Origin of the sequence: Pseudomonas sp. RG1 (assembly GCF_025910115.1) — a bacterium.
In the GTDB taxonomy this organism is placed as follows: Bacteria; Pseudomonadota; Gammaproteobacteria; order Pseudomonadales; family Pseudomonadaceae; genus Aquipseudomonas; species Aquipseudomonas atacamensis.
Genome location: NZ_JAPCIK010000016.1, coordinates 61,259 through 79,544 on the forward strand (window position 1 = coordinate 61,259; position 18,286 = coordinate 79,544).

Consider the following 18,286-nt stretch of genomic DNA (forward strand, 5'->3'; position numbering starts at 1 on the left):
TTGCATATCAGGGATTGGATGTTGCACTTAATTGATTCATGAACAACATGATCCTGCCCGAGATCCATTCCGGCAGGATAATCAATAGTGGCGCTTTTCAGTCAGTGGCTGCCAAGCAACGACGCCGCGCCAGCACCACCAAACAGTCCGGCACTCACCCGATTGAACCAACTCTGGCCTTTGCCGCTGCGCAAATAACGTGCGGCACCATTGGCACCCAGACCGTAAGCCAGTTTGCAGCACAGATCGAGCACTACCCAGGTCGCAATCATGATCAGTAATTGCGGCAGAAACGGTTGGTCTGCGCGGAGGAACTGTGGCAGAAACGCGGCGAAAAACAGGATGTCCTTAGGGTTGCTCGCACCCAGGACAAAAGCGCGTCCGAACAATGTGCGAAAACGCGGCACCGGTGCGGCTTCGGGTACTTCGGCCCCCGTCGATGGCTGACGCGACTGCTGCCAGCTCTGCCAGGCGAGATAAAAAAGGTACAGCGCACCGATGATTTTCAGCGCGCTGAACAACTGTTCCGAGGCCAGCAACAGAGCGCCAAGCCCCAGTGCCGAAGCGCTGAGCAGGCAGATCGAGGCGATCACGCCACCCAGGAACGCGGGGTACGACCTGCGTAAACCGTAATTCAGACTGTTGCTGATCATCAGCAATGACAGTGGCCCCGGGATCAGGATCACCACCAGTGCAGCGCCACTGAACAGCAGCCAGGTTTCCAGACTCATCGTTTTGCTCCTTTGTTGTTATCGAGATGTGCAAAAGCCCCACCGGTGAGGGTGAGGCTGGTTTGAAGCCTGAACCGCGCAGCGCTTACAGGAAGATGAACTTGGCGATGAAGATCGCGCAGAGCACCCACAGGCTGACGGAAATTTCCTTGTACTTGCCGGTGCCGGCCTTCAACGCGACGTAGGTAATAAAGCCCAGCGCGATGCCGTCGGCGACGGAGAAGGTCAGCGGCATCATGATCGCCGTGACAATCGCCGGAATGGCGTCAGTCGCCTCGTCCCATTCGATGTGGGCCATGCCGCCCATCATCAGCATCGCCACGTAAATCAGGGCACCTGCCGTGGCATAAGCGGGAATCATGCCAGCCAGCGGTGCGAAAAACATGGCCGCTATAAATAGCACACCCACGGTGACGGCGGTAAGACCAGTCCGACCACCAGCGGCTACGCCGGCGGCACTTTCCACGTAACTTGTCACTGGGGGCACGCCAACCACGGCGCCGAATACGCTGGAGGCGCTGTCGGCCTTCATGGCTCGTGAAAGGTTCTCGATGCGACCGTCAGCGGCGACAAGGTTGGCGCGCTGGGCCACGCCCATCAGCGTGCCGGCGGTGTCGAACATGTGCACGAAGAGGAACGCCAGCACTACGCTGATCATGCTGACGTTGAACACGCCGGCGACGTTCATTGCCATCCAGGTCGGCGCCAGGCTCGGCGGCGCGGACATGATGCCCTCGTAATGGACCAAACCCAGGCCCCAACCGGCGAGGGTAACGGTGATGATGCTGATCAGAATCGCACCGAACACGCGGTGGTAACTGAGGATCGCGATCATCAGGAAGCAGATCGCGGCGAGCAATGGACCGGGTTCGCGCAGCGAGCCAAGTTTGATCAGCGTTGCCGGGCTGTCGACGACGATGCCGGCAGTCTTCAGCCCGATCAGGCCCAGAAACAGACCGACACCGGCGCCCATGGCAAACCGCAGGCTGACCGGAATGCTGTTGAGCAGCCACTCGCGAATCCGCGAAAAGGTCAGGAACATGAACAGCACGCCGGAGACGAACACAGCGCCGAGGGCGGTTTCCCAGTTGTAGCCCATGGTGCCGACCACGGTGTAAGTGAAGAAAGCATTGAGGCCCATGCCCGGCGCCAGGCCGACCGGCCAGTTGGCGTAGAGCCCCATCAACAGGCAGCCGAGCGCGGCGGCGATGCAGGTGGCGACGAAGGCTGCACCGTGATCGATGCCGGCATCGGCCATGATGTTCGGGTTGACGAAAATGATGTAAGCCATGGTGATGAAGGTTGTCAGACCGGCAATCAGCTCGGTCTTCACCGTGGTGCCATGCAAGCTGAGTTTGAACAGACGCTCCAGCAGGCCATTGCGTAATGGCGGCGTGAGCTCGAGCGGCGGTGCTTCGGATTTGCGGCTTTCCACAGCGAGTACTCCTCAAGAGTTTTATTGTTATTTCCAGGGCCGGACCCATGAGGGGTGGCAGCGGCCCTTTGAGGCATACGCGAATTTGTTGACCGTGTAGTCAGGAACTCGCACGCAGTGGATTATGCTTTTGTGTACAAATAAAGCAAATATTGTTTTGGTTTTTGTCGCCGATTTTTTTGCTGATAGGGATATATGGCCATCCAGGATGGCTTCGCGAGCAGGCTCGCTCCCACCTTTGTAAAGCGTTCCCATGTGGGAGCGAGCCTGCTCGCGAAGAGGGCGGTCCTGTCAATCGAGAGGCGTCTGACTGCCCCCAAGCGCCAGATTCACCGCCAACCACCCATTCACCGCCGCTTCCCCAGCCTCGGCAAACACCCGCTCAAGCAATTTCACCTGCTCACGGCGCAACGCCTGCTCGAACTTCGCGCCTTCCGCCGTCAGCTCAAGCAGGCGCTTACGCTTGTCCGTCTGTGAAGCGACGCTGTCGACCAGATGCATTTCCTGCAACTGACGCAGGGGCATGTTCAACGCCTGTTTGCTCACGCCCAGCAGGGCCAGCAACTCTTTCACACTCAGGTTCGGATAGCGCGCGATGAAAAACACGATGCGTTGATGTACCCGCGAGAGTCCGCGGCGCTCGAGCATTTCATCCGCCTTGGCCGTGAACGACTGATAGCCGAAGAAGAACGCTTCCATGGCCTGTTGCTGACTTGCGGGGTTTTTAAGGTCAAGCATGTTGACGTACTCGCTCAAGCTGTCGTAGTTTCAGTCAACCAGTTTGACTCATTTTTTACCTGCCTCGCTACGGTGACCACCATGGCTTTTTCCGAACGTGTCTCGCGCCTGAAAAGTTCTTTGATCCGAGAAATCCTCGCCGCCGCCCAGCGTCCAGAGGTGATGTCGTTTGCCGGCGGTTTGCCCGCTGAGACGATGTTGCCGAAGGTGGAGTGGGACGAGATGCCGCTGTCGCTGGGGCAGTACGGCATGAGCGAAGGCGAGCCGGCCTTGCGCGAGGCGCTGGCGGCAGAGGCGAGGGCGCTGGGCCTTGAATGCGAGGCGAGTCAGGTGCTGGTGGTCAGCGGCTCGCAGCAAACCCTGGATCTGGCGGCCAAGCTGTACATCGACAAGGGCACGGAAATTCTGTTGGAGGCGCCGACTTATCTGGCCGCGCTGCAAATCTTCCAGCTGTTCGGCGCAGATTGCCTGACTGTGGCGCAGGAAGCCGACGGCCCAAATTTGGCGCAATTGCGTAATCGTTTAGAGCAGCATCGCCCGGCGTTTATCTACCTGATCCCGACTTTCCAGAATCCTTCCGCCGTGCGCTACAGCGAGGCCAAGCGCGCCGCAGTCGCGGCATTGCTCGATGAATTTGGCGTCACGCTGATTGAAGATGAGCCATACCGCGAACTGACTTTCGATGGTGGCAGCGCGAAGCCGATTGCCGCGCGTCTGAGAAAAGCCAGCTGGATCTACACCGGCACCGTGTCGAAAACCTTGCTCCCGGGTTTGCGTGTCGGTTACTTGATCGCCAGTCCGGATCTGTTCCCGCACCTGCTCAGACTCAAGCAATCGGCGGACCTGCACACCAATCGCATCGGCCAGTGGCAGGCGCTGCAATGGATCGGCTCGCAGAAGTATCAACAGCATTTGAGCGAGTTGCGGGATTTCTATCGGCAGCGGCGCGACGCGTTTCAGTTGGCGCTGGAACTGCATTTTACCGATCTGGCTGAGTGGAACATGCCCCAGGGCGGGCTGTTTTTCTGGCTGACGTTGAAGCAACCGCTGGACACCCGGGCATTGCTCAATGAGGCGTTGGCCAATGATGTGGCATTCATGCCCGGTGAGCCGTTCTTTCCTGAGCCGGACAAGCATCATGGGCATTTGCGCTTGAACTTCAGCCACATTGATCCGGCGCGGCTGGATGAGGGGTTGAAGCGGTTGGCGGCGGTGGTGCGGCGGGCGCAGATGGAAAGGGCGGCCTAGCAAAAACGCCGGCTCAAGGGCCGGCGTTGTCAGTGTGGGCCTCATCGCGAGCAGGCTCGCTCCCACAGGGCGGGATGCGTTTCAAGGGTGGGAGCGAGCCTGCTCGCGAAGGCGGCTAACGCTCCAACCCATTAACATCAGACCGCCGCAAACCGCTTATCCAGATAATCGATAATCACCTTGGATTCATACATCCAGATGGTTTGCCCATTCTCGTCGATACGCAGGCAAGGCACTTTGATTCGGCCACCCTGTTCCAGCAGAGTCTGGCGATCCTGCTCGTTGTTCTTCGCGTCTTTCAGTGCCACCGGCACATTCAGACGATGCAGGGCGCGGCGGGTTTTCACGCAGAAGGGGCAGGCGTGAAACTGATACAGCGTCAGATCTTTCGCGGCAGCGTCGACTTGCGCCTGAGCAGCAGCGGGGCGTTTTTTCTTGCCCGGGCGGGTGATGAAATCGATGAAGATAACCAGTTGGCCGAGGCCGACACGAAGCGCTTTGACGAACACGTTGAAAGCCTCACGGTGCAAATGAAGAAAGGCGCGCAGCTTACCCGATTTTTCACAGGCGAAAAAAAACCGGCGATCAACGCCGGTTCTTTTCTGTTGCGAATTACTTGATGAGGCTGAGGAATTCGCTACGGGTTGCCGCGTTTTCACGGAATTCACCGAGCATCACCGAAGTGATCATCGACGAATTCTGCTTTTCGACGCCGCGCATCATCATGCACATGTGCTTGGCTTCGATCACCACGGCCACGCCCAGCGCGCCGGTCACTTGCATCACGGCATCGGCGATCTGGCGGCTGAGGTTTTCCTGAATCTGCAGGCGGCGCGCGTACATATCGACGATCCGCGCAACCTTCGACAGGCCCAGCACTTTGCCGCTCGGGATATAGGCGACATGCGCCTTGCCGATGAACGGCAGCAGGTGGTGTTCGCACAACGAATACAGCTCGATGTCCTTGACCAGCACCATTTCGCTGTTGTCGGAGCTGAACAGGGCACCATTGGTGACCTCTTCGAGCGTCTGTGCATAACCACGGCAGAGGTACTGCATGGCTTTGGCGGCACGCTTTGGCGTGTCGAGCAGGCCCTCGCGGGACACGTCCTCGCCCAATTGGCCGAGAATCGCGGTGTAATTCTGTTCCAGGGACATGAAACTACCTGTGGGGATTTTCGCAAAGGGCAAGGGTACGGTGGCGGACACAACCCTGCAAGTTCGGTGTGACGGCTTTATTCGTCGCGGCCTTCCATCATCGTCCGTTTCAGCATCACATAAACCGCGCCGGCGCCGCCGTGGCGGGCCTGGCAGGAGCAGAAACCGAGCACTTGCGCATGCTGGCGCAGCCAGGTGTTGACGTGGCTTTTGATCATCGGCCGCTTGCCATCCAGGCGCACAGCCTTGCCATGAGTCACGCGTACGCAGCGGATTTCGAATTTGGTTGCTTCGGCGAGAAAGGCCCAGAGTGTTTCCCGGGCCTTTTCCACGCTCATGCCGTGCAGGTCGAGACTGCCTTCGAACGGGATCTGCCCGACCTTGAGCTTGCGCATCTGGCTTTCCTGCACGCCGTCGCGGGACCACATCAGCTCGTCTTCCGGGCCGACGTCGATCACGAACTGGTCGGACAAGCCGTCAATGATGGTGGTGTCGCTGCGCACGGTGGCGGACTGACGCAGCTTGGCGATCTGCGCGCGGTCAGCCTTGGGTTTGCCGGTGTCGGCGCGGTCGTGCTTGATCGGTTTGACGCCCTGGATCGCACTTTTGAACAGAGAAAAATCGTCGTCTTGCATGTCAGCCTCCGCGAAGGGCGGCCAGTTTACCCAAGTCGACAGAAAACGGCCCGGCAAAAAGCCAGGCCGTTGGGTCAGTCGTGTTTTTTCATCAGATGCGGGGACATGTTCAGTTCCCGCGATTGCCGTGCGCGACGGCGGCAGCGGCGCCACAGAGCAACGCCGAAGTACAGAAACAGCAAGCCGACGGCAAGCATGATTGCCGAGCCCAGCGGTGATGCGTTCAGGTCACCCAGCGCCGGCGGGCGGCCGAGCAGGCTGGCGGCGCCGGCCATCGCCAGCAGCACGCCGAACGTCGCCAGAATGGCCGAGATCGCCGCGCCAAATCGAAAACGCCAGTTGCTTTGGCCTTTGGGCCGCAAACGGCGTGCGTCAAATCCATCGGATAACTTCATTCCGACCTTCCTCAATGGTATCGGCCCTTCGACCGGGAGTTGACCGGGTTGTTCCTGAGGCTATGGCATTTGCGGCAAATCAGCGGATATAGCGGATGAGCGGCGCCAATGCACCGCTCACAAGGGCAGGATCAGATCAGGTCCTGAGTCTTGGCCAGCGTGGCGAAGTTGTCAGCCATGATCGCCATTTCCGCTTCCTGCACGCGTTCGGCGCTGAGCACGCCGCCCTTGAACGGCAGATCGCGGGTCGCGCAGGCGTCTTCGACCAGGGTGCAGCGGAAACCGAGATTCTTTGCCGCGCGCACGGTGGTGCTGACGCTGGAGTGACTCATGAAACCGCAAACGATCAGGTCCAGCGAGCCGAGGTTCTGCAGGCGCTCGAGCAGTTCGGTGCCATGGAATGCGCTCGGCAGCAGTTTGCCGATAATGGTTTCATCGCCTTGCGGTTCGAGACCGGGGATGAATTCGCCACGTTCGCCCTGCGGGTCGAACAGGCCACCAACGGTGCCGAGATGACGCACGTGCACGATCGGCCGACCGGCGGCACGGGCTGCGGCAACCACTTGTTTGATGTTCGCGACGGCCGCGTCCATGCCGCTCAGGGCCAGCGGGCCACTGAGGTATTCCTTCTGGGCATCGATGATGACCACGGTGGCATGGCTCAGGGTGGCCGCTGCGTAACCGCGACCGCTGAGTTGAAACATCGTTTTTGGAACGGACATTCTGGGGCTCCTCGGGGTGGGGCTTTTGCGACATTGTCCTCTGGCTGAGCGGTTCTGTGAATCGCTACCATCGTAGGCGCCGTCGTTCTTGGCCTGCAGCCTTGTCAAGTTACACGTTCCGTTCAATGCCTGATGCAAAAAAAAGAAAACTCCTACCGGAACCGCGTGGTTTTTCCTGCGTCGTCGTCGCGCGTTTTGGCTGCTAGAATCGCCAGTCGTTTTTTCTGGAGTTCTACGCCGTGATCACTTCCCGACTTCGTACCCTGCGCGACCACATCCGTTGGGCCGTCAGCCGCTTCCATGGGGAGGATCTGTTTTTCGGTCATGGCACCGACAACGCCTGGGACGAGGCGCGCCAGTTGGTGCTGGGCGCTTTGCACCTGCCTTGGGAAATCGCCGACAGCTATCTTGATTGCGCGCTGGAAGATGACGAACTGGTCAATCTGCAGCGCTTGCTCAAGCGCCGCATCGAAGATCGCGTTCCCACCGCCTATCTGCTCGGCGAGGCGTGGTTCTGCGGCATGTCGTTCATCGTCGACCCGCGCGTGCTGATCCCGCGTTCGCCGATTGGTGAACTGATCGAAAACCGCTTTGCGCCGTGGATCGGCAACGAACCGGCGCGGATTCTCGACCTGTGCACGGGTTCCGGCTGCATCGGCATTGCCTGCGCTTACGAATTCCAGAATGCCGAAGTGGTGCTCGCGGACCTGTCGTTCGAAGCGCTGGAAGTGGCCAACCAGAACATCGAGCGCCATGGCGTCGATGAGCGCGTCTACACCGTGCAGGGTGATGGTTTCGATGGCTTGCCGGGTCAGCGTTTCGACCTGATCGTGTCGAACCCGCCCTACGTCGACGCCGAAGATTTCGCCGACATGCCGGACGAATATCAGCACGAGCCGGAACTGGGCCTGGCCTGCGGTGATGATGGTCTGAATCTGGTCCGGCGCATGCTCGCCGAAGCGGCGGATCACCTGACCGAGAAAGGTTTGTTGATTGTCGAGGTGGGCAACAGCCAGGTGCACGTCGAGGCGTTGTACCCGGAAGTCGATTTCGCCTGGCTGGAGTTCCAGCGCGGCGGGCATGGCGTGTTCATGCTGACCGCCGAGCAGTGCCGCGCGCATCAGGCCCTGTTCGCGTCCCGCGTCTAAGGTTGTGACAGATCGTTCCCACGCAGAGCATGGGAACGATCAGTACGCGCTCAAGCCCTCAGCGGTGTGTAGCAATCCAGATCAACAACCCCGCCTGAAACACCGCAAACGCCACCAGACACGTAATGGTGAAACGCAACCCGGCATCTTCGCGCTTGAACTTGCTGACTTTTTCTTCCTGCTTCTTCAGCTTCACTTCCTGCTCGGCGAGATTCTGTTCGGCCTGCTGCAGCATCTGCGCGGCTTCAAGAATTTCGACGATCTGCAGCTTTTCGCTGTTCCAGTCACCGAGCAGGTCACCGACCTGCACCGCCTTGATGCTGCCTTTCAAATGCTGGGCATCGGCGTAAGCCACATCGAAACCGTGCACGCGCAGGAAATGGTCGCGACGCAAGCGAGTGTCTTCGTTGAGCGCGTCCTTGTTGTTCAGGTCCATGCCGTCGACGGTGTAGCCGGGCCAGCGTTTTTTCGCCCAGTTGATGCCTTGCGCGGCCATGAACCGACCAATGCCGCGATTCAGCGGTTCGATCTGCAAGCCACTGTCGGGACCGAAACTCACTCGTTTGCTCGCGTGGTCGACCCACACATCAAGATGATTCTGCTCTTTGCGCACACGCTGGTTGGGCAGCTTGATCGCCATGCGCATCAGGCTGCGCTCTTTGCTGTTGCGCTCGGCGTAACCGAATTCGACAAAGCGCAACGGCCGGCCGCCGGTGTTGCGGTCGGTCTGCAGCGGCGCCAGGCGAAGCATCTTGTGGTGCTCGGCCTGAACGTCCGCCCACGGCAGTTCGACCGCTGGCGGTGCGTCTTTTTCAGCGCTGGTGTCGGGTGAAGTCTGGGTTTCAGTCATAACGGCGAGATCCTGTCCAAGCCCTGCTTGCCGCCAGACGTTGCGCTGGCGGCAAAGGCTTATCGGCCGTTTTCTGTGAGGCTGGAGGGTAAAACGCAGTTAACTTGCACGAATTCCGTCAATAAATTCGATGACGGCAGCGCCCAGTTCGGCGGCCAGGGGCAAATTCGGGTCCTTGTAGGAGGCCAATTGCCGCTTCATGTCGTTGTGGACGATGCGCAGCACATGGTTCATGCCTTCGATCACCGTCAGTTGCGCGTCCGGTTTCGCCGCCTTGAGCAGCTTCGCGTCTTCGGTGCCGACCTGAATGTCGTTGCTGCCCTGGACGATCAGTGCCGGCATTTTCAGCTGGGCAAAGGCTTGCGCCGGGTCCTGACGGAACAGCGAAATCAGGTACGGCTGCACGCTCGGGCGGAAGATCACCTGCAACGGTTGCGGCACGTTGTCATCGGTGTGGCCGGCCTTGAGGCTGTCGAGCAGTTCGTTGCTGCGCAGCATCAGTGGCGGCGGCAGGCTGCGCGCCAGTTGCTCGCGGATCACTTCATCGACCGGCCGCGCGCTGCCGGACAGCGAGATCACCGCCGCTGCGTCCAGCTTCGGCGCGGCGAGACTGGCAATCAGCGCGCCTTCGCTGTGGCCGAGCAGAATCAGTTTGCCGAAACGCGGATCGGCCTTGAGCTTCTGCCCCCACGCCACGGCATCCGCCGCATAGCCCTCGACTGACAGCTCACGTTCATCGGGAGCGGCCGCCAGACTCGCCGCGACGCCGCGCTTGTCGTAGCGCACGCTGGCGATGTTGTGTTTGGCCAGCACCCAGGCCAAGCGCTTGAGGCTGTCATTGCGCCCGCCGTCGGGGTTGTTTCCGTCGCGATCTGTAGGACCCGAGCCAGAAATCATCAGAACAATCGGCACCGGGCTGTCGGACTTGGGCAGCAACAGCGAACCGAAAAGTTCGCCGCTGCCGGTGTCCAGAGTGACCGGGCGCTGTAGGACTGTCGCTTGGGCAAAGCCGGTAAAGAGGGTAAGACTCAAGATCAGAACTCGCAGCATCATCACGCCATCATTGGTCAAGGTGCCGGTTGGACTCGCCAGCACCACTAAGGTTCGAGGATGAACTACTCGGTTAGCCTGCGTATACTGGCGCGCATCAAGAATTCGGGTTTGATTTCACGGAGCGTCCTGCATGTCCGGCAATACCTACGGCAAGTTGTTCACTGTCACCACCGCTGGCGAAAGCCATGGTCCGGCGTTGGTCGCCATTGTCGACGGCTGCCCGCCGGGCCTGGAGATTTCCCTGGAAGATCTGCAGCGCGACCTCGATCGCCGCAAGCCTGGCACCAGCCGCCACACCACCCAGCGCCAGGAAGCCGATGAAGTCGAAATCCTCTCCGGCGTGTTCGAGGGCCGCACCACCGGTTGCTCGATCGGCCTGCTGATTCGCAATACCGACCAGAAGTCCAAGGACTACTCGGCGATCAAGGACCTGTTCCGCCCGGCACACGCCGATTACACCTATCACCACAAATACGGCGAGCGCGATTATCGCGGCGGTGGCCGCAGTTCCGCGCGGGAAACCGCCATGCGCGTAGCGGCCGGTGCGATCGCCAAGAAGTATCTGGCCAGTCAGGGCATCGTCATTCGCGGTTACATGAGCCAGCTCGGCCCGATCGAAATTCCGTTCAAGACCTGGGATTCGGTCGAAGAAAACGCCTTTTTCAGCCCTGACCCGGACAAGGTCCCGGAGCTGGAAGCCTACATGGACCAGTTGCGCCGCGATCAGGACTCGGTCGGAGCGAAGATCACCGTGGTCGCCGAAGGGGTCATGCCGGGCCTTGGCGAGCCGATCTTCGATCGCCTCGACGCCGAACTGGCCCACGCGCTGATGAGCATCAACGCGGTCAAAGGTGTCGAGATCGGCGCCGGTTTCGCCTGCGTCGCCCAGCGCGGAACCGAACACCGCGATGAACTGACGCCGGAGGGTTTCCTCAGCAACAACGCCGGCGGCATCCTCGGTGGCATCTCGTCCGGCCAGCCAATCGTTGCGCATCTGGCGTTGAAACCGACCTCGAGCATCACCACCCCGGGCCGCTCGATCGACGTGAATGGCAACCCGGTCGATGTGATCACCAAGGGCCGTCACGACCCTTGCGTCGGTATCCGTGCAACGCCGATCGCCGAAGCGATGATGGCCATTGTGCTGATGGATCACCTGCTGCGCCACCGTGGGCAGAACGCCGATGTGCGCGTGAGCACGCCGGTGCTGGGCCAGCTCTGATGGCTGCGCTCAAAGCCGTCGCGGCATAACCGGCGTGGCGGCGCTTCCTTACTGGCGGCTGTCCAGTTTCTATCTGTTCTATTTCGCCTTGCTCGGTTCGACAGCGCCGTTTCTGGCGCTGTACTTTGATCACCTCGGCTTCAGCGCCGCGCGCATCGGCGAGCTGGTGGCGATTCCGATGCTGATGCGCTGTGTGGCGCCGAACATCTGGGGCTGGCTCGGCGATTACACCGGCAGGCGTCTGGCCATCGTGCGCTTTGGTGCGGTGTGCACGTTGCTGACCTTTTCGCTGATCTTCGTCAGTCAGACCTACGCCTGGCTGGCGATGGTCATGGCCCTGCATGCATTCTTCTGGCACGCGGTGCTGCCGCAGTTCGAAGTCATCACCCTCGCGCATCTGCAGGGGCAAACATCGCGCTACAGCCAGATTCGCCTGTGGGGCTCGATCGGTTTCATCATCACCGTGGTGGTGCTGGGGCGGCTGTTCGAATGGCTCAGTCTGGACATTTATCCGGCGGCGCTGGTGCTGATCATGGCCGGTATCGTCCTGAGTAGCCTGTGGGTGCCGAATGCACAGCCGGCGCAAGGCAATCGGCCGGCGGGCGAGGGCTTTCTCAAGCAATTGCGCCATCCCGGCGTACTGGCGTTTTATGCTTGCGTCGCGCTGATGCAGGTGAGCCACGGGCCGTATTACACCTTTCTGACTCTGCACCTTGAACGCCTCGGTTACAGCCGTGGCGTCATCGGCATGCTCTGGGCCGTGGGGGTGGTGGCGGAAGTGCTGATGTTCATGGCCATGAGTCGCATTCTGGCGCGCTTTTCCCTGCGTCGGGTGCTGCTGGCGAGTTTCCTGCTGGCGGCGTTGCGCTGGGTGCTGCTTGGGTCGTTCGCTGAATTTCTCTGGGTGCTGTTGTTCGCCCAAGTGCTGCACGCAGCGACTTTCGGCAGCTTTCATGCGGCTGCCATCGCTTTCGTGCAACGTAGTTTCGGCGCCCGCCAGCAGGGTCAGGGCCAGGCGCTGTATGCGGCACTGGCCGGCACCGGCGGGGCGCTCGGTGCGCTGTATTCCGGTTACAGCTGGAACGCCCTTGGCGCGACATTGACCTTTAGTATTGCCAGTCTCGCAGCGCTTGCCGCTGCCGTTATCATTGCCACATGTATGCAAGAGGACAGGCCATGAGCCTTAGCCGTGAACAGCTCGCCCAGCAGATCGTTGACGCCGGGCGTTTTCTATATGGCCGTGGCTGGTCGCCAGCCACCAGCAGCAATTATTCGACACGCCTGTCGCCGAGCGAAGCGCTGTTGACCGTATCGGGCAAGCACAAGGGCCAGTTGGGTGTGGATGACGTGCTCGCCACCGATCTGTCCGGCAGTAGCCTGGAACCAGGCAAGAAACCCTCCGCCGAAACCTTGCTGCACACCCAGCTCTACCGCTGGCGCGCGGAAATCGGCGCGGTGTTGCACACCCATTCGGTGAATGCCACGGTGCTGTCGCGTCTGACCCCGGAAGATTTCATCGAGTTCGAAGACTACGAATTGCAGAAAGCCTTCAGCGGCATTTCCACCCATGAATCACGGGTGCGTGTGCCGATTTTTGACAACGATCAGGACATTGCGCGACTCGCCGCCAAGGTGCAGCCTTGGCTCGACGCCCATCCTGATTGCGTCGGTTATCTGATTCGCGGCCATGGTCTCTACACCTGGGGCGCGCAGATGAGCGACGCGCTGCGGCAGATCGAGGCCTTTGAATTCCTGTTTGAATGCGAGTTGAAAACCCGCAGCGTCATGAACCGCCAAGGCTGAGTTCACCAGAAACAGCCCGTTTGCCTGATGCCACGCGGCGCCCGACCGGTCTGCAAGAGCCGGACGGCGCCGCCGCTACCGAGGAATTGCCCATGAGCAGCCTGTCCGTTTACCACGTTTCCAGCCCTGAGATTCCCAACAAGGTGCTGACCCATTTCGAAGACATCGCCTCGACGCTGGCCGAGCAGGGCGTGCGTTTCGACCGCTGGCAGGCCGCCGCGAAGATTCAGCCTGGCGCCAGTCAGGAAGAAGTCATCAGTGCTTATAAAGAGCAGATCGACAAACTGATGACCGAGCGCGGCTACATCACCGTCGATGTGATCAGCCTCAACAGCGATCACCCGCAAAAAGCCGAGCTGCGCGCCAAGTTCCTCGAAGAGCACCGCCATGGCGAAGACGAAGTGCGATTTTTCGTTGCCGGTCGTGGCTTGTTTACCCTGCACATCGACGATTACGTCTATGCCGTTCTCTGTGAGAAGAACGACCTGATCTCGGTTCCGGCCGGCACCAAGCACTGGTTCGACATGGGCGAACATCCGCACTTTGTGGCGATCCGTCTGTTCAACAACCCGGAAGGCTGGGTTGCCAATTTCACCGGCGAAGACATCGCCGGTCGCTTCCCGCGTCTGGAGGACTGAAACCGTGTCGATCAAAGCCATCCTCACCGACATTGAAGGCACCACCAGCGCGGTGAGTTTCGTCTTCGACGTGCTGTTTCCCTACGCCGCCGAACATTTGCCCGAATTTGTGCGCCAGAACGCTTCGCGTGCTGATGTCGCCGAACAGCTCGACGCCGTGCGTCGCGACAGCAACGAGCCGCAGGCCGATGTTGAACGGGTTGTTGAAATCCTCTTGAGCTGGATCGCCGAAGACCGCAAAGCCACGCCGCTCAAGGCATTGCAGGGTATGGTCTGGGCGCAGGGCTATCAGGCAGGGCAGCTGAAAGGGCATGTTTATCCGGATGCCGTTGAAGCGCTGCAACGTTGGCATGCGGCCGGTTATCAACTGTTTGTTTACTCGTCCGGCTCGATCCAGGCGCAGAAGCTGATCTTCGGTTGCTCGGAGGCGGGGGATCTGACGCCGCTGTTCAGCGGCTATTTTGATACCACATCGGGGCCGAAGCGTGAGGCGCAGTCCTACCGCAACATTCAGCAGGCGGTGGGTGTTGAAGCCGATGAAATCCTGTTCCTCTCGGACATCGTCGAAGAACTAGACGCTGCCCAGTCGGCCGGCATGAAAACCTGCGGTCTGGCGCGTGAAGGCGGGGAGTTGGCAGGGCACGTGACGGTGGACAGCTTTACCGGAATCGAACCGGAAGCGTTCTGACCCCACAGTAAATATGTGGCAGACATAAACAAACAGGCCGTGAAGCACATGCTCCACGACCTGTTTTTGTTTAAAGCAAATTACAGCGAGTGATACGTCGGCAGAGCAAAACGCTGCTGGCTCTGCAGCATTGCAATTTGCGGCAGCTCGCTGGCTTGTTCGGCCAGGTCGCGGCGGATCGCGCTGATCGCCCACGACAGTTGGTCACCGGCATGCAGTTGCTGATACGAGAGGGCGCGTTTGAAGACTTTGCCGTCGCTGCTACGCAGAGTGAGCAGGATGCCACCGTCAGGACGTGGGGCAGTGCTGACTTCGTAGTTGGAGAACAGCGATGTAAATTTTTCTTGAATCAGGCTCATGTCATCAGCTCCGTATGTACTTGAATGGCAAGCATGCGGAGGTAGTTGCAGCGTTTGTGCCAGTATTGATGCGAATAAAATCCCTTTAAAATCAATAAGTTGAAGGCATTGCATTTTGCAGGCGTCGTGCAATCTGCATGAATGGCCATCGTGCATCCTGCATTTTGCGTGATTTTTCTCCGTACAACGGAACCAAACGTCCGTACCAGAATCCGCTCTTCCCCGAAGGCGCGACGGGATACAAATCATTGCAAAAACCGCGTGTACAGCCCCGCGAGCACTGACGTACTTTCCTTCTCGACCCACGGCGTAAACGCGTCGGTCGCAGTCATTACCCGATAACAAGAACAGCGGTCTGCACGTCAAGATCGAACGGGGAGCTTTCATGCGTCACGCACCAAGCGACACGATTACCTGGGGCATGATGCTCCGCAAACTGCCGATGATCGCCAAGGCCATCCCCCGGGTGGTCAAAGGCATGAAGGTGGCCAACGTCACGGATCCGACCCAAACGTGCGGCCTGGGCTGGACGTTCGAGCAGGCGACGCTGCGCAATCCCGATGGTGTGGCGTTGTTGCAGGGCGACGTGGCGTTGACCTATACACAGGTCAATCAGTGGGCCAATCGCATTGCGCATTATCTGAGCGAGCAGGGCATCGGCAAGGGCGATGTGGTCGCGGTGTTCATCGAGAACCGTGTGGAATTGCTGGTGACGATTCTGGCGCTGGCCAAGCTCGGCGCGGTGAGTGCGCTGCTCAATACCTCGTTGATGCGCGACACGCTTGTTCACAGCATCAATCTGGTTGCGCCGGTGGCTATTGTGGTTGGCGAAGAACTGACCGCTGCCTATGCCGGCGTGCGTGATCAGGTTGCGATCGCAGCGCCGCGCACCTGGTTCGTCGCCGATCAGGACACCTACAGCCATCCGGGCATCGCGCCCGAGGGTTACGTCAATCTGATCAGCGCCAGTGCTGACGCCAGCAGCGATAACCCGCCGAGCAGCGCGCAGATTTTCTTCGACGATCCGTGTTTCTACATCTACACCTCCGGCACCACCGGCCTGCCCAAGGCCGGAGTGTTCAAGCATGGACGCTGGATGCGCAGTTCGGCGAGCTTCGGCATGATCGCCCTCGATATGCGCCCGGATGATGTCGTTTACTGCACCTTGCCGCTGTATCACGCCACGGGCCTGTGCGTGTGCTGGGGATCGGCGATCAACGGCGCATCGGGTTTCGCCATCCGCCGCAAGTTCAGCGCCAGTCAGTTCTGGAATGATGTGCGCCGCTATCGCGCAACCACCATCGGCTATGTCGGTGAGCTGTGTCGCTATCTGGTCGAGCAACCGGTCAGCGCCGATGACAGCCGCCACGACGTGCGCAAGATGATTGGCAATGGTTTGCGTCCTGGTGCCTGGGCCGAGTTCAAGACGCGTTTTGCCGTCGAGCACATTTGTGAGCTGTACGCGGCGAGCGACGGCAACATCGGTTTCACCAACATCCTCAATTTCGACAACACCGTCGGGTTTTCGCTGATGGCGTGGGAACTGGTCGCTTACGACCATGACAGTGGCGAGCCATTGCGCGGCGATGATGGTTTCATGCGCAAGGTCGGCAAGGGCGAGCAGGGCCTGCTGCTGGCGCGGATCGACGACAAGGCACCGCTGGACGGTTACACCGACCCGCAGAAAACCGCCCGCGTCGTCCTCCACGATGTGTTCAACAAGGGCGATCGCTTTTTCAACACCGGCGACCTGCTGCGCAATATCGGTTTCGGCCATGCGCAGTTCGTTGATCGCCTCGGCGATACCTATCGCTGGAAGGGTGAAAACGTGTCGACCACCGAAGTCGAGAATTTGTTGCTGCAACATCCGCTGATCGCTGAAGCCGTGGCCTACGGTGTGGAAATCCCCAACACCAACGGGCGTGCGGGGATGGCTGCAATTACTCCCGCCGAATCCTTGGCCACGCTGGATTTCGCTGAACTGCTGAGCTTCGTCCGGCAACGCATGCCGGCTTATGCCGTGCCGTTGTTCTTGCGGGTGAAAGTGAAAATGGAAACCACCGGGACCTTCAAATATCAGAAGACACGCTTGAAAACAGAAGGCTTTGACCCCGGGCTTACGGGCGATGACCCGATCTTCGCCTGGTTGCCCGGCAGCGAAACTTACGTGCATGTCAGTGAGCAAATCCTCGCTGAAATTCAACAGGGCAAACATCGATATTGAGTGTGGCTATCGGGACGCTCGGAAAAAACCGAGTGACAGCCACCGTCGCGCTCGGGAAACTGTCGGCTTTCCGATAGACCGAAATGGAGTGCCCCATGTCCGACCAAAGCCGCCAGATGACCCCTGAAGAAGCTGCCGAATTCACCGAGCAGGTTTTCAACAAGGCGCGCGACGGTGATGCCGAGATGCTTGATCGCCTGGTCACCGCCGGGCTGCCGGTGAACCTGAAAAACAGCAAGGGCGACACCTTGTTGATGCTCGCCAGCTACTACGGCCATGTCGATGCGGTGAAGGTCCTGCTTAAACACAAGGCCGATCCGGAAATGCGCAATGGCAACGGCCAGAGCCCGATTGCCGGCGCTGCGTTCAAGGGCGATCTGGCGGTGGTCAAGGCGCTGGTCGAGGCGGGCGCCGAGATTGAAGGTTCTTCCTTCGACGGCCGTACCGCGCTGATGATGGCGGCAATGTTCAACCGCGTTGAAATCGTCGACTACCTGATTGGCCAGGGCGCTGACCCGACAGCCAAGGACGCCAACGGCGTGACCGCGCTGGATGCGGCGCGGACCATGGGCGCAGTCGATACCACCGCGCAGCTGGAAAAGTTGCTGGCGTAAAGTCCACGGACTGTGGCGAAGGGCAGAATGCGCTATCCTTCGCGCCCTGAAAATTCACCTCCGCCACAGGATCCGCCCTCATGAAAGCCGCACTCGTCGAACTCATCAGCAAAATCAGCTCCGGCTGCATGGGCGAGGATGAGATTCTGAAAGTGGCCGACGAAGCCGCTCAGGCCTACGCCGATGCCGAGGCTTTTCTGGCCGCCAATCCGGACATCAACTACGACGACACTTTCCCGATCCCGCTGGGTGAGTGGGTAGTGGTCGGTAGCCTGCCGGAAACCGTGCTGTTCCAGGCCGATACCTACGTCGATCTGTTCGCACAAATCGTTGCCTCGTTTGGTCCGGGCGTGGATTTCAATCTCAAGCCCAAGCAACTGGCCAAAACCGAAGCGCTGACCGCCCTCAACCGCATCCAGGTGCAGATGAGCAGCCTGAACAAGGAGAACGGCGGTTACACGTTGATGAACTTCAGCCAGTTGCTCGACGATGAGTTGCAAATGGTCCTGGTCTACGGCAACGATGTGCCCCGCGTGCTGGAGTTGTGCGCCGAGGTTGGCATCGCCGCTGCGCCAGCGCTGGAAGCCTTGAAGGTCGCCGTTCACGTCTGAACGCAATAAAAGGG

General features: G+C 59.8%; 21 protein-coding genes. 10 read left to right on the top strand and 11 right to left on the bottom strand.

Going from position 1 to position 18,286, the window contains the following annotated elements; genetic code table 11:
- Positions 1-101 precede the first annotated feature (101 nt).
- The 3 genes from OK411_RS09755 to OK411_RS09765 all read right to left on the bottom strand — a co-directional run bounded on the left by OK411_RS09755 (position 102) and on the right by OK411_RS09765 (position 2,904).
- The gene (locus OK411_RS09755) at positions 102-731 is read right to left on the bottom strand and encodes a LysE family translocator (RefSeq protein ID WP_016773765.1); all 630 of its coding nucleotides are present in this window, start codon (positions 729-731) and stop codon (positions 102-104) included.
- An 85-nt stretch (positions 732-816) separates the two neighbouring features.
- Positions 817-2,166 carry an NCS2 family permease gene (locus tag OK411_RS09760; protein ID WP_024012217.1) on the bottom strand — a complete coding sequence of 450 codons (1,350 nt, stop codon included), beginning with the start codon at positions 2,164-2,166 and terminating at the stop codon, positions 817-819.
- A gap of 291 nt (positions 2,167-2,457) precedes the next feature.
- On the bottom strand, positions 2,458-2,904 hold the full coding sequence (locus OK411_RS09765; protein ID WP_264364796.1) for a MarR family winged helix-turn-helix transcriptional regulator: 447 nt from the start codon (positions 2,902-2,904) through the stop codon (positions 2,458-2,460).
- 81 nt (positions 2,905-2,985) lie between these two features.
- On the opposite strand from OK411_RS09765, the gene OK411_RS09770 reads away from it, so the two are divergent.
- Positions 2,986-4,152, top strand: a complete 1,167-nt coding sequence (locus OK411_RS09770; protein WP_264364797.1) for a PLP-dependent aminotransferase family protein — start codon at positions 2,986-2,988, stop codon at positions 4,150-4,152.
- A gap of 137 nt (positions 4,153-4,289) precedes the next feature.
- Here OK411_RS09770 and OK411_RS09775 read toward each other — a convergent pair whose 3' ends face one another.
- From OK411_RS09775 to OK411_RS09795, 5 genes are all read right to left on the bottom strand, one after another.
- On the bottom strand, positions 4,290-4,661 hold the full coding sequence (locus OK411_RS09775) for a glutathione S-transferase N-terminal domain-containing protein (RefSeq protein WP_264364798.1): 372 nt from the start codon (positions 4,659-4,661) through the stop codon (positions 4,290-4,292).
- A gap of 103 nt (positions 4,662-4,764) precedes the next feature.
- Entirely contained in the window at positions 4,765-5,310 is a 546-nt protein-coding gene (gene folE, locus OK411_RS09780) for a GTP cyclohydrolase I FolE (RefSeq protein ID WP_016773769.1), read from the bottom strand.
- 77 nt (positions 5,311-5,387) lie between these two features.
- On the bottom strand, positions 5,388-5,945 hold the full coding sequence (locus OK411_RS09785) for a Smr/MutS family protein (RefSeq protein ID WP_016773770.1): 558 nt from the start codon (positions 5,943-5,945) through the stop codon (positions 5,388-5,390).
- A 74-nt stretch (positions 5,946-6,019) separates the two neighbouring features.
- The gene (locus OK411_RS09790) at positions 6,020-6,340 is read right to left on the bottom strand and encodes a hypothetical protein (RefSeq protein ID WP_016773771.1); all 321 of its coding nucleotides are present in this window, start codon (positions 6,338-6,340) and stop codon (positions 6,020-6,022) included.
- Between the two features lie 131 nt (positions 6,341-6,471).
- On the bottom strand, positions 6,472-7,062 hold the full coding sequence (locus OK411_RS09795; RefSeq protein WP_016773772.1) for a cysteine hydrolase family protein: 591 nt from the start codon (positions 7,060-7,062) through the stop codon (positions 6,472-6,474).
- Between the two features lie 239 nt (positions 7,063-7,301).
- On the opposite strand from OK411_RS09795, the gene prmB reads away from it, so the two are divergent.
- The gene (gene prmB / locus OK411_RS09800) at positions 7,302-8,210 is read left to right on the top strand and encodes a 50S ribosomal protein L3 N(5)-glutamine methyltransferase (RefSeq protein ID WP_016773773.1); all 909 of its coding nucleotides are present in this window, start codon (positions 7,302-7,304) and stop codon (positions 8,208-8,210) included.
- A gap of 58 nt (positions 8,211-8,268) precedes the next feature.
- On the opposite strand, the gene OK411_RS09805 is transcribed toward prmB, so the two are convergent.
- Together OK411_RS09805 and OK411_RS09810 are read right to left on the bottom strand one after the other, a co-directional pair.
- A complete protein-coding gene (locus OK411_RS09805) occupies positions 8,269-9,060 on the bottom strand; it encodes a hypothetical protein (protein WP_125918579.1) in 792 nt (263 codons plus the stop codon).
- Between the two features lie 99 nt (positions 9,061-9,159).
- Positions 9,160-10,113: an alpha/beta hydrolase gene (locus tag OK411_RS09810; RefSeq protein ID WP_122602888.1), complete on the bottom strand. Its 954-nt coding sequence runs from the start codon at positions 10,111-10,113 to the stop codon at positions 9,160-9,162.
- Positions 10,114-10,243: 130 nt separating this feature from the next.
- Here OK411_RS09810 and aroC point away from each other — a divergent pair, with 130 nt between their 5' ends.
- The 5 genes from aroC to mtnC all read left to right on the top strand — a co-directional run bounded on the left by aroC (position 10,244) and on the right by mtnC (position 14,464).
- Complete coding sequence (gene aroC, locus OK411_RS09815; RefSeq protein WP_024012223.1) at positions 10,244-11,335, top strand: chorismate synthase; 1,092 nt, start codon at positions 10,244-10,246, stop codon at positions 11,333-11,335.
- Between the two features lie 34 nt (positions 11,336-11,369).
- Positions 11,370-12,515: an MFS transporter gene (locus OK411_RS09820; RefSeq protein WP_073472596.1), complete on the top strand. Its 1,146-nt coding sequence runs from the start codon at positions 11,370-11,372 to the stop codon at positions 12,513-12,515.
- Positions 12,512-13,138 (top strand): methylthioribulose 1-phosphate dehydratase, encoded by a 627-nt coding sequence (locus OK411_RS09825; RefSeq protein WP_264364799.1) that lies wholly within the window; start codon positions 12,512-12,514, stop codon positions 13,136-13,138. The genes OK411_RS09820 and OK411_RS09825 overlap by 4 nt, the downstream gene beginning before the upstream one ends.
- A gap of 92 nt (positions 13,139-13,230) precedes the next feature.
- Positions 13,231-13,776 (top strand): 1,2-dihydroxy-3-keto-5-methylthiopentene dioxygenase, encoded by a 546-nt coding sequence (locus tag OK411_RS09830; protein ID WP_038861971.1) that lies wholly within the window; start codon positions 13,231-13,233, stop codon positions 13,774-13,776.
- 4 nt (positions 13,777-13,780) lie between these two features.
- On the top strand, positions 13,781-14,464 hold the full coding sequence (mtnC, locus tag OK411_RS09835; protein WP_206420757.1) for an acireductone synthase: 684 nt from the start codon (positions 13,781-13,783) through the stop codon (positions 14,462-14,464).
- Positions 14,465-14,544: 80 nt separating this feature from the next.
- Here the strand turns inward: mtnC and OK411_RS09840 are convergent, their stop codons facing one another.
- The gene (locus OK411_RS09840; protein WP_016773780.1) at positions 14,545-14,823 is read right to left on the bottom strand and encodes a DUF3509 domain-containing protein; all 279 of its coding nucleotides are present in this window, start codon (positions 14,821-14,823) and stop codon (positions 14,545-14,547) included.
- A gap of 385 nt (positions 14,824-15,208) precedes the next feature.
- On the opposite strand from OK411_RS09840, the gene OK411_RS09845 reads away from it, so the two are divergent.
- The 3 genes from OK411_RS09845 to OK411_RS09855 all read left to right on the top strand — a co-directional run bounded on the left by OK411_RS09845 (position 15,209) and on the right by OK411_RS09855 (position 18,272).
- The gene (locus OK411_RS09845; RefSeq protein ID WP_071171532.1) at positions 15,209-17,047 is read left to right on the top strand and encodes a long-chain-acyl-CoA synthetase; all 1,839 of its coding nucleotides are present in this window, start codon (positions 15,209-15,211) and stop codon (positions 17,045-17,047) included.
- A gap of 95 nt (positions 17,048-17,142) precedes the next feature.
- Positions 17,143-17,661, top strand: coding sequence for an ankyrin repeat domain-containing protein (locus OK411_RS09850; protein WP_264364800.1), 519 nt, complete (start codon positions 17,143-17,145; stop codon positions 17,659-17,661).
- A gap of 80 nt (positions 17,662-17,741) precedes the next feature.
- Positions 17,742-18,272 carry a hypothetical protein gene (locus tag OK411_RS09855; RefSeq protein WP_122699014.1) on the top strand — a complete coding sequence of 177 codons (531 nt, stop codon included), beginning with the start codon at positions 17,742-17,744 and terminating at the stop codon, positions 18,270-18,272.
- Positions 18,273-18,286 lie beyond the last annotated feature (14 nt).

What these genes read in the sequence shown, in the direction of transcription:
- OK411_RS09755 (WP_016773765.1), bottom strand. Translation starts at nt 731, where the DNA reads ATGAGTCTGGAAACCTGGCTGCTGTTCAGTGGCGCTGCACTGGTGGTG.
- folE (WP_016773769.1), bottom strand. Translation starts at nt 5,310, where the DNA reads ATGTCCCTGGAACAGAATTACACCGCGATTCTCGGCCAATTGGGCGAG.
- OK411_RS09795 (WP_016773772.1), bottom strand. Translation starts at nt 7,062, where the DNA reads ATGTCCGTTCCAAAAACGATGTTTCAACTCAGCGGTCGCGGTTACGCA.
- OK411_RS09845 (WP_071171532.1), top strand. Translation starts at nt 15,209, where the DNA reads ATGCGTCACGCACCAAGCGACACGATTACCTGGGGCATGATGCTCCGC.
- OK411_RS09840 (WP_016773780.1), bottom strand. Translation starts at nt 14,823, where the DNA reads ATGAGCCTGATTCAAGAAAAATTTACATCGCTGTTCTCCAACTACGAA.
- OK411_RS09855 (WP_122699014.1), top strand. Translation starts at nt 17,742, where the DNA reads ATGAAAGCCGCACTCGTCGAACTCATCAGCAAAATCAGCTCCGGCTGC.
- aroC (WP_024012223.1), top strand. Translation starts at nt 10,244, where the DNA reads ATGTCCGGCAATACCTACGGCAAGTTGTTCACTGTCACCACCGCTGGC.
- OK411_RS09805 (WP_125918579.1), bottom strand. Translation starts at nt 9,060, where the DNA reads ATGACTGAAACCCAGACTTCACCCGACACCAGCGCTGAAAAAGACGCA.
- OK411_RS09765 (WP_264364796.1), bottom strand. Translation starts at nt 2,904, where the DNA reads ATGCTTGACCTTAAAAACCCCGCAAGTCAGCAACAGGCCATGGAAGCG.
- OK411_RS09770 (WP_264364797.1), top strand. Translation starts at nt 2,986, where the DNA reads ATGGCTTTTTCCGAACGTGTCTCGCGCCTGAAAAGTTCTTTGATCCGA.
- OK411_RS09785 (WP_016773770.1), bottom strand. Translation starts at nt 5,945, where the DNA reads ATGCAAGACGACGATTTTTCTCTGTTCAAAAGTGCGATCCAGGGCGTC.
- OK411_RS09850 (WP_264364800.1), top strand. Translation starts at nt 17,143, where the DNA reads ATGTCCGACCAAAGCCGCCAGATGACCCCTGAAGAAGCTGCCGAATTC.
- OK411_RS09825 (WP_264364799.1), top strand. Translation starts at nt 12,512, where the DNA reads ATGAGCCTTAGCCGTGAACAGCTCGCCCAGCAGATCGTTGACGCCGGG.
- OK411_RS09830 (WP_038861971.1), top strand. Translation starts at nt 13,231, where the DNA reads ATGAGCAGCCTGTCCGTTTACCACGTTTCCAGCCCTGAGATTCCCAAC.
- OK411_RS09810 (WP_122602888.1), bottom strand. Translation starts at nt 10,113, where the DNA reads ATGATGCTGCGAGTTCTGATCTTGAGTCTTACCCTCTTTACCGGCTTT.
- OK411_RS09790 (WP_016773771.1), bottom strand. Translation starts at nt 6,340, where the DNA reads ATGAAGTTATCCGATGGATTTGACGCACGCCGTTTGCGGCCCAAAGGC.